Annotated in this window: 9 protein-coding genes and 1 pseudogene; 2 read left to right on the forward strand and 8 right to left on the reverse strand. The window is 67.4% G+C overall.

Features of this window, described 5'->3' with window-relative positions; translation table 11 throughout:
• Positions 1–51: 51 nt before the first annotated feature.
• The 7 genes from ABTX62_RS12890 to ABTX62_RS12920 all read right to left on the reverse strand — a co-directional run bounded on the left by ABTX62_RS12890 (position 52) and on the right by ABTX62_RS12920 (position 8,475).
• On the reverse strand, positions 52–1,821 hold the full coding sequence (locus ABTX62_RS12890; RefSeq protein ID WP_352116193.1) for an IucA/IucC family protein: 1,770 nt from the start codon (positions 1,819–1,821) through the stop codon (positions 52–54).
• Complete coding sequence (locus ABTX62_RS12895; RefSeq protein WP_352116194.1) at positions 1,818–2,363, reverse strand: GNAT family N-acetyltransferase; 546 nt, start codon at positions 2,361–2,363, stop codon at positions 1,818–1,820. The genes ABTX62_RS12890 and ABTX62_RS12895 overlap by 4 nt, the downstream gene beginning before the upstream one ends.
• Positions 2,360–3,637, reverse strand: a complete 1,278-nt coding sequence (locus ABTX62_RS12900; protein ID WP_352116195.1) for a lysine N(6)-hydroxylase/L-ornithine N(5)-oxygenase family protein — start codon at positions 3,635–3,637, stop codon at positions 2,360–2,362. The genes ABTX62_RS12895 and ABTX62_RS12900 overlap by 4 nt, the downstream gene beginning before the upstream one ends.
• Positions 3,621–5,063, reverse strand: a complete 1,443-nt coding sequence (gene desA / locus ABTX62_RS12905; protein ID WP_352116196.1) for a lysine decarboxylase DesA — start codon at positions 5,061–5,063, stop codon at positions 3,621–3,623. Before desA ends, ABTX62_RS12900 begins: the two co-directional genes overlap by 17 nt.
• A 327-nt stretch (positions 5,064–5,390) precedes the next feature.
• Positions 5,391–6,245 carry a siderophore-interacting protein gene (locus tag ABTX62_RS12910; protein WP_352116197.1) on the reverse strand — a complete coding sequence of 285 codons (855 nt, stop codon included), beginning with the start codon at positions 6,243–6,245 and terminating at the stop codon, positions 5,391–5,393.
• Between the two features lie 33 nt (positions 6,246–6,278).
• Entirely contained in the window at positions 6,279–7,322 is a 1,044-nt protein-coding gene (locus ABTX62_RS12915) for an ABC transporter substrate-binding protein (protein WP_352116198.1), read from the reverse strand.
• A 259-nt stretch (positions 7,323–7,581) separates the two neighbouring features.
• Complete coding sequence (locus tag ABTX62_RS12920) at positions 7,582–8,475, reverse strand: hypothetical protein (RefSeq protein WP_352116199.1); 894 nt, start codon at positions 8,473–8,475, stop codon at positions 7,582–7,584.
• 137 nt (positions 8,476–8,612) lie between these two features.
• Between ABTX62_RS12920 and ABTX62_RS12925 the strand changes: the two genes are divergently transcribed.
• Positions 8,613–13,073 (forward strand): RHS repeat-associated core domain-containing protein, encoded by a 4,461-nt coding sequence (locus ABTX62_RS12925; RefSeq protein ID WP_352116200.1) that lies wholly within the window; start codon positions 8,613–8,615, stop codon positions 13,071–13,073.
• A 3-nt stretch (positions 13,074–13,076) separates the two neighbouring features.
• Positions 13,077–13,493, forward strand: a complete 417-nt coding sequence (locus tag ABTX62_RS12930) for a hypothetical protein (protein ID WP_352116201.1) — start codon at positions 13,077–13,079, stop codon at positions 13,491–13,493.
• 104 nt (positions 13,494–13,597) lie between these two features.
• On the opposite strand, the pseudogene ABTX62_RS12935 reads toward ABTX62_RS12930, so the two are convergent.
• Positions 13,598–14,606, reverse strand: a pseudogene (locus ABTX62_RS12935) (tyrosine-type recombinase/integrase); the annotation flags it as partial.
• Positions 14,607–14,609: the final 3 nt, after the last annotated feature.

The following is a 14,609-nucleotide window of genomic DNA, read 5'->3' on the forward strand; positions in this document are numbered from 1 at the left end:
AGGACCGGCACCCCGGGGGACCGTACTCCGGGGTGCCCGTCCGTCTGTGGGTCAGAACCCCGCGATCGGGTTCTCCAGGGTGCCCACCAGCTGGAGGGCGCCCGACGGGTCCGACAGGTCGACCATCTGCTCGTTGTTGCGGAGTTGCAGGCGGTTGAGGCAGGAGAGGGCGAACTCGGGGGCGAACATGTCGTACTGCCGGAACCTGTCGGCGAGTTCCGGTTTCGACTCCTGGTACGCACGGGTGACCTCCGCGACCGTGCGCCAGAAGTCGTCCTCCTCCAGAAGGCCCTCCGTGGCGAGGTTCGCCGCGAGGAAGCGGAAGAAGCAGTCGAAGACGTCCGTGAAGATCGACAGGAGCTTCTTGTCCTCCGGGACCTCCACCCGCAGCCGCTCCACCGTCGGCGGCAGCACCGCGTCCGGGTCCATGACCGCGATCTCCTCGGCGATGTCCTTGTAGATCGCGCGCCGCACGACCCCGTCCTTCAGCACCAGGATGACGTTCTCGCCATGCGGCATGAACACCAGGTCGTAGGCGTAGAAGCTGTGCAGGAGGGGCGTGAAGTAGGCCTGGAGGTAGCGGCGCAGCCACTCCTTCGGGGTGAGGCCCGACCGTTCGATCAGCGCGCCCGCGACGGACGATCCCTGGTGGTCGACATGGACCAGGGCCGCCATGGTGGCCAGGGACTCGCCCTCCTGGAGGGAAGGCACCGGGCTCTCCCGCCACAGCGCGGCGAGCATCTTGCGGTACGGCGAGTAGCGGTCCGTCGCCTGCTCGTACTCCAGGTGCCGGTAACCGACCGCCGCGCGCTCCCGGATGATCGACAGGCCCGTGGACTTCAGCACCGGGTCGCCCTCGATCAGCTGGGCCAGCCAGTCGTTGATCGCCGGGGTGGCCTCCATGTAGGCCGCCGACAGACCGCGCATGAAGCCCATGTTGATGACCGACAGAGCCGTTTTGACGTAGTGCTTCTGTGGGCTCGTCCGGTTGAAGAAGGTCCGGATGGATTGCTGGGCCAGGTACTCGTCGTCGCCCTCGCCCAGGCACACGAGGTGCTTGCGGGCCACCTCGGCGGCGAAGGTGACGGTCAGCTTGTTCCACCACTGCCACGGGTGGACCGGGATGAACAGGTAGTCGGCCGGGTCCAGATCCTGGTCGCGCAGGACGCCGTGGAAGCGCTCGACCGTCTCCGCGCCCAGCTCCTCACGCAGGAAGGACTCGTACTCGATGCCGACACCGGCCGTGAACGCGGCCCGTGACCTGTGCGCGGCCAGCCACACCAGGCGGACCGGGCTCGCCGTCTCCGGCGCGTACGACAGGTACTCGTGAATGCCGAAGCCCAGCCGCCCGTTGTTGGCGACGAAGCAGGGGTGGCCCTCGGTCATCGAGGTCTCGATGGTCTGGAAGTCGCCGCGCGCCAGCTCGGCCGCCGTGGTCTCCGGCTTGGTGAGCTTGTAGCAGGTGCCGGAGAGGGTGGAGGAGATCTCCTCCAGGTAGACCGGCAGGATCTCCTCGCTCAGTCCCAGGGACTTCTGCAGTTCGATGAAGAAGTCCAGGGCGGCCAGCGGGAGTTCGGTGTCGTCCCGGTGCCGGGTGATGGACTCGGCGTCGACCTGCCAGTGGTCCAGGGCCCGGCGGGCCGCGGAGAAGCGGTAGCTCGTCAGGCCGTCGTCGCTGCGGACGACGTACCGCTCCCCGTCCTTCTCGGGGGTGATCAGCCGCTCGTGCGCGAACTCGGCGAGCGCTTTGCGGATCAGGAGGCGGTTGGCCCGCGCCCAGCGGTGGGGGGACAGATGCGCTACGGCGTCGGACAGGGTCATACGGCTACTCCTCGGGCGGCCAGGAACTGCTCACGCGTGCAGAAGCTCAGCAGCGCGCGCTTCTCCGGCTTGTCGATCTCGCGCTCGGCCACGAAGCCGACGGCCTCGTTCAGCGCGTGGACTGCCTTGTTGCTCACGTCGGGCTCCACCACGACCCGGCGGGTGCGCGGGTCGGCGAACAGCTCGTCCATCACGGCGGTGATGACGGCCTTGGTGAAGCCGTGGATCGGCCGGTCGGTCGGCGCGACCAGGAAGTGCATGCCGACATCGCCGGGCGCCGGGTCGTACAGCCCGACCAGCTCGACGTACCGGGGGTCGTATGTCTCCATCAGGAACGCGGGCCGGCCCTCGTGCAGACCGAGGTACGCGTGGTGGTGCTCGTGCGCAGCGATCCGCATGTACTCGCGCTCGACGTCCGGGAGTTTCGCGTCCTGCATCATCCAGTAGGCCGCCTTGGGGTGGGTGACCCAGGAGTGCAGCAGAGCGGCGTCCTTCAGGGGGTCGAGGGGGCGGACGGTGAGCGTTCCGATGCCGGTGCTCATACGGCGAACTCCTGGAACGCGATCGTCTTCTCCACCGGGTAGTACTCGCTGCCGAGCAGCTCGCGGATGATGTACGCGTTCCGGTAGGGGCCCATGCCCAGGTCGGGGCTGGTGATGCTGTGCGTGTGGACGCCGGCGTTCTGGAGGAAGATCCCCCGGCCGGTGACGTCGATCGCGTAGTTGCGGGCGACGTCGAAGTTGCCCTGCGAGTCGTAGACCAGGCGGTCCTTGACGGGCGCCAGGAACTCCGGCTCGGCGTACCGGTAGCCGGTGGCCAGCACCAGGCCCTGCGAGTCCAGTTCGAAGTCCTTGCCCTGCTCCTCCTGGCGAAAGCCCAGGGTGTACGTGCCGTTCTCGTGGCGGGCGCTGTTGAGCGAGCAGTTGGTGAGCAGCCGGGTGGGGACCTGGCCGCCGAGGTTCTTCTGGTAGAGCAGGTCGAAGATCTCGTTGATGAGGTCTCCGTCGATGCCCTTGAACAGGCCCTTCTGCTCGGCTGTGAGACGGTAGCGGGTCGCCTCGGGCAGCTCGCGGAAGTAGTCGACGTACTCCGGGGACGTCATCTCCAGCGTGAGCTTGGTGTACTCCAGCGGGAAGAACCGCGGGGAGCGGGTGACCCAGTTCAGCCGGTAGCCGTGGACGTCGATCTCGCTGAGCAGGTCGTAGTAGATCTCGGCGGCCGACTGGCCCGAGCCGACCAGCGTGATGGAGTCCTTCTTCTGGAGCTCCGCCTTGCGGCCGAGGTAGCGGGAGTTGTGCAGGAAGTCGCCGCCCAGGCCCTGGCAGGCCTCGGGTATGTAGGGCGGTGTGCCGGTGCCGAGGACCAGGTGACGGGCCCGGTAGGCGGCTCCGGCGGTGGTCCGCACGACGTAGAGCTCGTCCTCGTACGTCACCTCGGTGACCGTCGTGCCGAAGCGGACATTGCTCAGTTTGCCGGCGGCCCAGCGGCAGTAGTCGTCGTACTCGACGCGCAGCGGGTAGAAGTTCTCGCGGATGTAGAACGAGTAGAGCCGGCCCTTCTCCTTCAGGTAGTTCAGGAAGGAGTACGGGGAGGTCGGGTCGGCGAGGGTGACCAGGTCCGACATGAACGGGGTCTGGAGGTGGGCGCCGTCCAGGAACATGCCCGCGTGCCACTCGAAGTCGGGCTTGGACTCCAGGAAGACGCCGTCGAGCTCGTCGATGGGCTCGGTGAGGCAGGCCAGGCCGAGATTGAAGGGGCCGAGCCCGATGCCCACGAAGTCATGGATTCCGGTCGGGTTTTCAGGACGCGCGGTCAAGGGACTCTCCCAGGTACTGCTCGGCGTGGCCGGCGATCAGATCGAGGACGGCGGCGATGTCGGAGGCCCGCGTCTCGGGGTTGAGCAGGGTGAACTTCAGGTAGTGGCGGCCGCCGACCTTGGTGCCCGCGACGATGGCGTCACCGGAGGCGAACAGGGCCTTGCGGGCGTAGAGGTTGGCGCGGTCGATCTCGGCGGGGTCGGTGACGGCCGCCGGGATGTGGCGGAAGACCAGGGTGGACAGGCTGGGGCGGACGACGACGTCGAAGCGGGGGTCGGCGGCGAGCAGCCGCCAGCCCTCCTGGGCCAGGTCGCACACCTCGTCGAAGAGCTGCCCGATGCCGTCGGCGCCCATGGTCCGCAGGGTCATCCACAGCTTCAGGGCGTCGAAGCGGCGGGTCGTCTGGAGGGACTTGTCCACCTGGTTGGGGATGCGCTCCTCCACCATGCGGCGCGGGTTGAGGTACTCGGCGTGGTAGGTGGCGTGGCGCAGCGTGGCGGCGTCCCGCACCAGCACGGCCGAGGAACTCACCGGCTGGAAGAAGGACTTGTGGTAGTCGACGGTGACGGAGTCGGCGCGCTCGATGCCGCTGATGCGGTCCCGGTGCTTCAGGGAGGCGAGCAGTCCGCAGCCGTAGGCGGCGTCGACGTGCATCCAGGTGCCGAACTGCTCGCACAGTTCGGCGATCTCGGGGAGCGGGTCGATGGAGCCGAAGTCGGTGGTGCCGGCGGTGGCGACGACGGCCATGGGGACGAGGCCGTCCTTGGTGCAGCGCTCCAGCTCGCGGGCGAGCGCGACGGTCTGCATGCGCTTGTCGTGGTCGACGGGTATGGAGACCACGGCGTCCGGGCCGAGCCCGAGCAGCTTCGCGGACTTCTGCACGCTGAAGTGGCTGACCTCGGAGGCGAAGACGCGCAGTTCGGCCAGGGTGTCGGTCTTGGCCTCCTCGCGGGCGAGCAGCAGTGCCTGGAGGTTGGACTGGGTGCCGCCCGAGGTGAACACACCGTCGGCGGCCGGGCCGAGGCCGATCCGCCCGGTCGTCCAGTCGATCAGTTTCCGCTCGATGAGCGTGCCGCCGGCCGACTGGTCCCAGGTGTCCAGCGAGGAGTTCACGGCGGACAGGACGGCCTCGCCGAGCACGGCCGGGATGACGACCGGGCAGTTGAGGTGCGCCAGGTAGCGGGGGTGGTGGAAGTAGATCGCGTCCCGGAGGTAGACGTCCTCCAGTTCGTCGAGCACCGCGGTGGTGTCGTGCAGCGGCCGGTCGAGGTCGATCCCGTCGATGCGCGGGGAGAGGGCGTCGACGGTGATGCCGGTGAACGGCCGGTCGGTGGCGGCGAGTTTGGCGGCCACCCGCTCGACTCCGTCGGTCACGGAGCGGCGGTACTGCTCCGCGGTGGTGTCATTGAGCAGGTGCGAGCGCATGGGGGGGGGTCCTCCGGTGGGGACAGTCCGGTGTGGGACGGGGTGGGCTGGTCTCCGGCGTCCAGAACTCAGGTAAGGCTAACCTAAGTTGATCGAGGTGGGAGCGGGGGTGTGCCGTGACCGTGGTCACTCGTGTCGCCATGGTCCTGGCGTGACCGCGGCTAGGCCCCTTCTGATGAATCTCCGTGGGAGACGGAGCGGCGTTCGGTGCGTGCTCTCGGCGTGCCGCGGGGAAGGCCCTCGTAGCGGAGCTACCTGGGCTTCCCCGCGGTGCGGCGAGAGTGCGTGCCGGGCGTCGCGACGCCGCGGAGATTCATCGGAAGGGGCCTAGGCCTCGGCCCGCAGCTGCTCCTCGCTCACGCCACGCCGCCAGTAGCCGACGAACGTCACCCTGCGGCGGTCGATGCCGCGCTCGCACACGAAGTGCCGGCGCAGCTCCTTCACACTCCCGGACTCACCTGCGATCCAGACGTACGGCCGCTCGGCGGGCGGCAACGGGGCGTCCCGGAGGACGTCGAGGGCCATCGGGTGCCCCTCGGCGCTCCGCTCGTCCCGCACGAGCCAGGTGATCTCGGCGTCGGCCTCGCTCACCAGGTCCTGGATGTCACCGGCGTGCGGCACCTCCAGCCAGACCCGGGCGCGGGTGCCGGCCGGCAGTGCCTCGACGATGGCCGAGGCGGCCGGTACGGCGGTCTCGTCGCCCCAGACGACCACGAGGTCGGTGTCCTGCGGCGGCCGGAAGCGGATCGCCCGGTTGTCGGCGACGGCCGGGCCGAGCACCAGCACCCGGTCCCCGACGGCGGCCCGGGCGGCCCAGCGGGAGGCCGGACCGGCCTGGACGGAGGCGCCGGCGCCGATGCCGTGCAGGGCGAAGTCGATGTCGATCTCGTCCGGGTCCCGGCGCAGACCGCGCAGGGTGTACGACCGCATCACGGCCCGTACGTCGTCCGGGAGTTCGCGCCAGCCCTGCCACCATCCGTCCCCGAGTTCGAGCGGCACGACCGGCTCGCTCTGCCCCGGGTGCGGCAGGAACAGCGACAGCGACTGGTCCTGCCCGTCGGAATGGAAGGCGCGCAGATCGGGCCCTGCGAAGGTGACCCGCACCAGAGACGGCCCGAGCCGCCTCGTCCGCACGACCTGGAGGGAGAAGAAACGGAACGGGGCGGCTACGGCGGTGGTCACGTGCGGCTCCTGGAGGTCAGGAAGGGGGAGGGGTCAGGCGACCTTCTTGGCCGACTCGATGGCCTTGGCGAGGTTCTCCACCAGAGGCGTGCACTTGTCGTACGACAGGATCGGCTCGGGCGAACGGGAGATGACCTGGCCGGCCTTGACCGCGGGCAGCTTCTTCCAGGTGGCCTCGGTGATGTCGGCCGGCTGGATGGTGGAGGCGCGGTCGTCCATCATGATGATGTCCGCCGGGTACTTGTCGACGTTCTCCCAGCTGAGGTTCTCGAACCAGCCGCCGTTGGCCTCCTTGGCCTTCTCCGGCGGCTCGACGAGGTTCACGCCGAGGGCCTTGAAGTACTCCAGGTCGATGGAGAAGTTGGAGCCGGAGACGTAGAAGATGGCGTCCGAGGCGGAACCGGCCAGCACCTTGATCTCGGGGCGGGACTTGGCGGCCTTGCGCAGCCGCTCGGAGGCGGCCTCGAAACGCTTCTTCGCCTCGACGACCTCCGCGGCCTTGAGGTCGGCGCCGAGCGACTCGGCGAGGTCGGCCATGCGCTGCAGGGGCTTCGGCATCTGGCGGTCGAAGACCGAGATCGCGACGCTCGGGGCGAGCTTGGCGATCTTGTCCTTGGAGGTCTCCGGGACGTACCAGAGACTGCCCGCGGCGTCGAAGGTCGTGGTGATGAGCACCTCGGGCTGGAAGGCCGCGTACTGCTCGACGTTGAACTGGTCGAACCTGTTGCCGAAGACGGTCAGCTTGCTGACGTCCATGTCGCCGGCCTGGACGTCGGCCTTGCCGTCCTTGGTCTTGGTCGGCCCGAAGACGCCCTTGACCTCGATGCCGTAGTCGTACAGGGCGGCGGCGACACCGGTGAACGCGACGATGTTCGAGGGGACCTTGTCGAGCTTCACGGTCGTGCCGCGATCGTCCTTGAAGGACCAGGGGCCGGCCGTGGCGGCACCCTTCGCGTCCGAGCCGGCGTCCTCGGAGTCTTCACTGCCACACGCGGTCACGAGGGCGCCGAGCCCGAGAGCACCACCGGCGGCGAGAAGGCCGCGGCGGGAGAAGCGGGCGGTTCTGGCGTTCGACATGACTGGGTCTGCTTTCGTGCGTACGGAGCCACTGCGGGCACGGCTGAAAGCCGCTTGGCTGGAACGAGACTTAGGTTAGCCTAACCTCGTTTTGTGTCCAGAGGGGCCTGAGGTGTCCCGGGGATGCCTTCGGGTGTGCCCGGGGTGTGCCCAGGGGGCGGGAGGGGATTCCCGTGGACGCAGTGATCCGAATCACGAGTGCGCCGAGGTCTCGCCCCGTGTCCTCGTGCTTGACCGGGCCCGGGTTGATGCGCGTCGGCTACGGCCTGCGGCGGCCGGTCACGGCCCGAACCAGGTCGGTACGGGCCACTCGCAGGGCGAACTCCTCGCCGCGATCCGGCACGGGCTCGGCGTACCAAGGAAGGCCGCGGCGGCGCCATTTGGCGGGCGGAAGGTCGCGGGGGAGCGGAGGAAGACGCAGCGTCCACGGCCCGAGCCGCAGTCGTCCCGTCCACAGCCCGGCGCGCAACTCGGTGACCGGCACCCGCACCAGGAAGTCCTCGGCGGCCGACGGGACGGGGCGGGCGGGGAAGACGGCACTGCCGCCCGCCTCGTCCTCCAAGTGGACGGCGAGAGTGCCGTCCGGGAAGCCGGCCAACGCGCACCGCCCGGCGAACTCAAGCTCAGTCGGCGCGCCGGAAGCCCAACGCACGGTGGAGAGGGTCAGTTTCGGCACTACCTCGTGCTTCCGCTCGCCTATGTCAAGCGTGAGGTTGCCGTGCGGTTTGGTGGCGTACAGCGTCACGGCACGGATCTGGTCGCCGTCGGCCACGATGTGCGTCGTCGGGGCACCGGAGATGCCGCCGTCCCTCTTGTTGCCGATCCGCACCTCGCGGCAGATGCCTTGAGCGCCGACAGCGAGGGAAACGTCCCACAGTCCGTCGTGGAGGGATGCGCCGTCGCCGCAGGTGGTGATGTCGACGGCGGCTTCGAAGCCGGCCCGGTCGTAGGCATATCGCCCCTCGTCCTCTTCCCTGCCGAGGCCGGGTGTCGCCGTGTGCGTGACCGGAAGCCGATATTCCGTCCCGCTCTCCCGCTCACGCAGGAGGAGTTCGGTGGAGACATCTTCGGTGGCGATCCGGTGCACGTACCCGTGTCCGGCCAGGTGCAGCACGGAACCACGCAGTTCGGCGCGGGTGACGTGGTGACGCAAGCCGAGTTGCCGGGTGACGTCGTAGCAGGTGTCCCTCGAACGGCACCAGCTCTCCGTCCAACACGAAGACCGAGCACGTCTTCTTCCGAGGTCTTCACGGTGACGTCAACGCGAGCGGTGCCACGCGCTCCGCATCGGTGACCGACTCGAACGGGACCTCCTACGAGGACACGGAGTGGAAGGCCGGTCAGGAACTCGAGACCCTCACCTACGACGGCGCCACTGTCACCGAGAAGTCGGTGGCGGTGCCGTGGACCGCGGTGACGGCCACGAGTACCAAGGACTGGGGCACTCGCAGGGCTCGCTACGTCGCGAACGGCGCGACCGACACCTACGTGGCGCTCGCCGTCGGCGGCTGGCGTCGTACGAGGGCCACCACCCAGTACGACTCGAAGACCGGCCGGGTCCGTCAGGTCGACGACTACGGCGCGGTCGGTGTCGCCGACAACGAGTGTGTCCGCACCGAGTATGCCGACAGCGAGAGCCGGCACATGTACGCGTACGTCTCCCGGGTGGAGAAGGTCAGGGTCGAATGCGGCGTGACTCCCGACCGGCGCACCCAGGTCATCTCCGACGACCTGACCCTCTACGACGGCTCCACCACGCTGGGCGCGGCCCCCATCAAGGGCGACGTGACCACGACCAAGCGCTTGGAGTCGCACACCGGCACGACGGCGAACTACCGGACAACCAGCGTCACGACGTACGACGACTTCGGTCGTCCGCTGGTGGTGAAGGACGCGGAGACGGCCTCGTCTCCGACGGAATACGCCACGTCGACCACGTACGCGGAAACGTACGGGCTGGCCACGAAGTCGGTGGTCACCAACCGAGCGGGCTGGACGGCCACAAGCGAGTACGCGCCGCACTGGGGCGTGCCGACCGCCAAGGTCGACCAGAACAACCGGCGCACCGAACTCGCCTACGACGGGCTGGGCCGCCTGACGTCGGTCTGGCTCCCGGACCGCATCGGCGCGAGTGCGTCGATCAAGTACCAGTACCTGGTACGCGGGAATTCCGGCCCCACCGCTGTGCACACCCAGAAGATCGAGAAGGGCGGTCAGTCGTACGGCAGTGAATGGACGCTGTACGACGGTCTGCTGCGGCCCCGCCAGGAGCAGACCGAGGGGCCGGGAGGCGGCCGCATGGTCGCCGACACCCTCTATGACGGCTCCAACCGAGTGGTACAGGTGAACGACACCTACTACGCGGCCGGTGCACCGTCCTCCCAACTCTTCAAGCCGGTCAACGCCGACCTCACCGGTCAGACGGTGACCGAGTACGACGGGGCCGGAAGAGTCACCGCCTCGATCTTCAACGTGCAGGGTGAGGAGAAGTACCGCACCTCGTACGTTCACGGCGGCGACCGCGTCACCACGACCCCGCCGGCGGGTGGCACGAAGACGACGGTGGTGAAGGACGCCCGGGACCACACCACGACCCAGATCCAGTATCCGCAGGGCGGGGACGCGGTCACCACGTCCTACGGCTACACCCCGGCCGGTCAGCTGCAGAAGGTGACGGACGACGCCGGGAACGCGTGGACCTACACCTACGACCAGCTGGGTCGTAAGAAGAAGGCGGTCGACCCGGACACCGGGACGGCGGAATTCACGTACGACGTCCTGGACCGCCAGACGTCGGTGACCGTGAACGGCAACAAGACGTCCACCAAGTACGACAAACTGGGGCGTCCGGAATCCACCTGGCAGGGTGAGCCGGATACGGGTACGAAGCTGTCGGTGACGAAGTACGACACCGCCGCCAAGGGGGAGCTGTACGGCGTCTACAGCTACAAGGACGGCGCAGTCCACTCGTCGGTCACCTATCCGACCCTCGACGCGAACAACGACTACAAGCCGGTTTCGACGAAGTACTACCTGTCGAAGACGGCCGAACCGCAGCTGGGCGGGACCTACGAGTTCACCGCTCAGTACAACGACGACGGGACCGTGCGGGGGCAGGGCCTACCGGCTGCGGGTGATCTCCCCGCCGAGGCCCTCGGCTACTCCTACGACGAGTTGCAGCGGCCGACGGGCCTGAACACCTCGCTGGGCGGACTCAAGTACGTCACCGACGTGTCGTACTCGCCGACGTCCGACCTGGAGCAGGTGGAACTGTCCACCGGCGAGTCGGCGGCCAAGAAGACCTGGCTGAACAACACCTTCGAGGCGGGCACACACCGGCTGGCCAACGCGAGCGTCAGGGTGGAGGGCGCGGCGACCGCCGCCTACGACGCGGACTTCACCTACAACTCCGTCGGCGACGTCCTCTCGATCGCGGACACACCGGGCAGCGGCACGAGCGACGTGCAGTGCTTCCGGTACGACGGCCTACGGCGTCTGACCGACGCGTGGACGTCGTCGGTGGCGCCCAACGGCAGCAGAGGCACCGGTAGTTCGGATGCGGCCTGTACGTCGGAGGCGTCGTCCTCCACGGTCGGCGGAGTGTCGCCGTACTGGACCGAGTACGGCTATGACGCGATCGGCAACCGGAAGAGCGAGACGCGGCACGGCCTGAACGGAGCCCCGACCTCGACCCGGACGTACACGTACGGCGAGAAGTCCGGTCCCGATGGCACGAACTCCGGTCCGCACACGGTGTCGTCGGTCGTGGAGAAGACGGCCGCCACGAGCACGACGCCCGAAGTGACCTCTCAGGACACGTACACATACGACGTAACGGGCAACACCAGGACGCGAGTCCTCAACGGGGACACCCAGTCTCTGGACTGGGACAAGCAGGGTGAGCTGACCAAGGTCACCAACGCCGACGGCGCGGTGACCCAGTACACGTACGACTCGTCGGGCGAGCGGATCCTTCGGGACACCTCCAAGGAGAAGACGTTCTACCTGCCGGGCATGGAGCTGCACCTGGACAAATCGACGTCCAAGGTGACGACGACTCGCTACTACGCGTTCGGCTCCCTGCAGATCGCCATGCGGGATGCGGGCGGTGTCCACTTCCTGGCGTCGGACCACCAGGGGACGGCTCAGCTGGCGATCAACGCCAAGACGGGCGAGACGACGCGCCGCCGCACGGACCCGTTCGGCAACCCGCGCGACGAGTCCACGTCGTCGTCCTCGTCTCGTGCCTGGGTGAACGACAAGGGCTTCGTCGGCGGCACGGTTCAGAAGTCCACGGGCCTGACCACCCTCGGGGCGCGTGAATACGACTCCGACACGGGCCGCTTCATATCGGCGGACCCGATCATCGACTACACCGACCCGCAGCAGATCAACGGCTACTCGTACAGCAACAACAACCCGGTCACCTTCTCCGACCCGAGCGGCCTCAAGCCCGACGACTGCGTGAACGTCGGCATCACCTGCACCCTGGAGCGGGACGGCGGGTGGGAGGTCAAGGCGACCGACACCTACTACACGTACTACGGCGTCAAGAAGCCGAAGGAGTCGCCGGCGCAGCACCGGGCGCGCCAGCAGAAGACGCGGGCGGACGCGGCCAAGCAGCGGGCGATCGCCGTCGCCAAGGAACTGGCGAAGATCGTCGCGGACGAGCTGGGCATCACGGACGCGCTGGACTGCTTCACCACGGGGGCGTTGGGTTCCTGCGGGGCCACGGCACTCAACGTGGTGTCGTCACTCGTCGCCGGCGGACCGTTGGCGCGGCTGGCCGCGAAGTACTGGAACAAGATGGACAAGGCCTGGGCTCTGATCAAGCGCATCGGAGGCCTGAGCCGCAGACTGTGGGACAGCTTCCAGGACTGGCGCAAGAGCAGCAAGGCGGCGGACGAGGCGACGGCGGCCGTCACCTGCAATGTGGGCAACAGCTTCACACCCGATACCAAGGTGCTGATGGCGGACGGCTCCACGAAACCGATCAAGGACGTCGACATCGGCGACAAGGTCGTGGCGACGGACCCGGAGACGGGTGAGACGAAGGTTGAGACGGTCACAGCCGAGATCAAGGGCAAGGGCCTCAAGCATCTTGTCGAGATCACGGTGGACATCGACGGCAAGAAGGGTGCAAAGACGGCTTCGGTCACGGCGACCGATGGTCATCCGTTCTGGGTGCCTGAGTTTGGGGAGTGGGTCGACGCCACTGATCTGAGGGCGGGGGAGTGGCTGCGGACTGGCGCGGGGACGCGGGTCCAGGTCGCTTCCGTGGAGCGATGGGTGGTCGGTTCGGCGACGGTCCACAACCTAACTGTCAGCGATCTGCACACGTACTATGTGCTGGCGGGGGCTACGCCGGTACTCGTTCACAACTGTGGGGACGTGTATCGCAGCGACACCCGGGATCCCAGCGAAATCTTCGATGGAGGATTCGCGCCCAAGGGAGACAATATGAATCTAGAAGAGCACGTAGCGGGTGTCTCCGGTGTCTATACCCCCGACTCTGGATTCGTGTCGACGACCACCTCGAAGTCTCACGCGTTGAGCCGGAAGGGCCACACTTGCGTAATCGACTCCAGAGGTGCATCTGGAGGGATTGACGTGAACAAGAGGATCCCCGGAAATGTTCACGCAAACGAGGCAGAGATAGCTGTTCCGCGTGCCATTGATTCGTGTCACATACGTGGGTGCTGGCATGAAACAACCGGAGAGTGGATCCCAAATCCGAACTATCGGGAGTGAGGCATGGAATCGCTTGAACTGCTGGCTGTAGGGCGAGGATCCTCAGTCGTTCCAGTCTCATTCGAGATCCTTGATAGCGAAGGGGCGGGCTTGAGGATGAAGTTCTCGGGTCGAGATTGGCAGTCCTTCACTGAGTCGAATCTGTTCAAGTGTCTCCTGGGTGCTCGAACCTACTTGGAGAAGGAAGATCTTCTGCTCTGCTGCCAAGGGGCGCGACCGGACGTCTTTCCCTCCGGAATGCAACAGCAGATGGATAATGGCCGCTTTGCCGCAGTCCTCTCCCGATCTGCCGAAGAGGAAGAGATTGTCGACATCTTCGCTGCGGCTGAACCATCGCAGGTGACTTCTGTGGAAGCCCAGCGAGTAGCCGTATATCAGTTCTTCAACCTGCCGATTTCTGATGCAGGCGGAGACGCGTAGAAAGGACCTGCATCGGCGTGTGACGGCAACGCTGACGGCAACAGGGCCGCACGTCGGTGCCCCCCACGAGACCTCGTGGGGGGCACCGACGTTCGTAGAGTGGATCAGTCATCTGTTGCTGTGTGGGGCGGATGGTCGAGGCGCTTCCCCTGTAGTGCATCCCCCAAGGTGTTGATGGCTTGGCGTTGGAGCCGGAGTCGGACATGGGCGTAGACGCCGGCGGTGACGCCGATGTGAGCGTGCCCGAGGAGTTCCTTAATCACGACGAGGTCGACACCTAGTTCCAGGAGCAGGGTGGCGGTCGAGTGGCGGAGGCCGTGGAAGAGGATGCGGCGGAGTCCGGCCCGGTTGAGGAAGCTGCGGAAGCGGCGGGTGAGGTTGGCCGGGTCGAGGGGCCGTCCGGTCGGCGTGGTGAAGACGAGGCTGCTGTCCTGCCAGGCAGACCCTGCTGTCTCTCGCTCCTTGTCCTGCCGTTCCTGTTGCTTCTTGAGGGAGTGGAGGCATTCGGTGGGGAGGGCGATTCGGCGTTCGGACGCGCGGGTTTTGGTGGGCAGGTGCGTGAGGCCGCCGGTGCGGGTGCGCTGGAGTGAGTGCCGGATGCTGGCCGTTCCGGTGGTGAGGTCGAGGTCTTCCCAGTGGAGGCCGAGGAGTTCGCCCTTGCGGAGCCCGGTGCGCAGCGCGAGTTCGTACAGCGCGTGGAGCCGGTCGGCGCGGGCTGCGTCGAGGAACTGGCGAGCCTCGGCTGCGGTGAGGGGCTGGAAGCGCCTGGGCGGGGTGCGGCGGTTTTGACGTTCCGGGCGACGTGCGCGGCAGCTCGTCTTCACGGACGGCGTGTTCGAGGGCGGACTTGAGGACCGAGTGCACGTAGGTCACGGTCGAAGGGGACAACTGCTTCTGGCAGCATTCGCCGATGGCGCAGCACTGCTTCCGTTCGGTGTCCAGGCCCTGGGTGCAGCACTGGCAGGTGGTGCGGAGCCGGTCGAGGAAGGTGCGGACGTCCTTGGCGGTGAGACGTGCGATCTTCTTGGTGCCGAGGCCGGGGACGAGGTGGAGGCGGACGCAGGCGGCGTAGCGGGTGTGGGTGTTCTCGCGGAGCTGGTGGACAATCGAGCCAGT

Origin of the sequence: Streptomyces sp. NPDC096046 (genome assembly GCF_040303285.1) — a bacterium.
Lineage (GTDB): Bacteria > Actinomycetota > Actinomycetes > Streptomycetales > Streptomycetaceae > Streptomyces.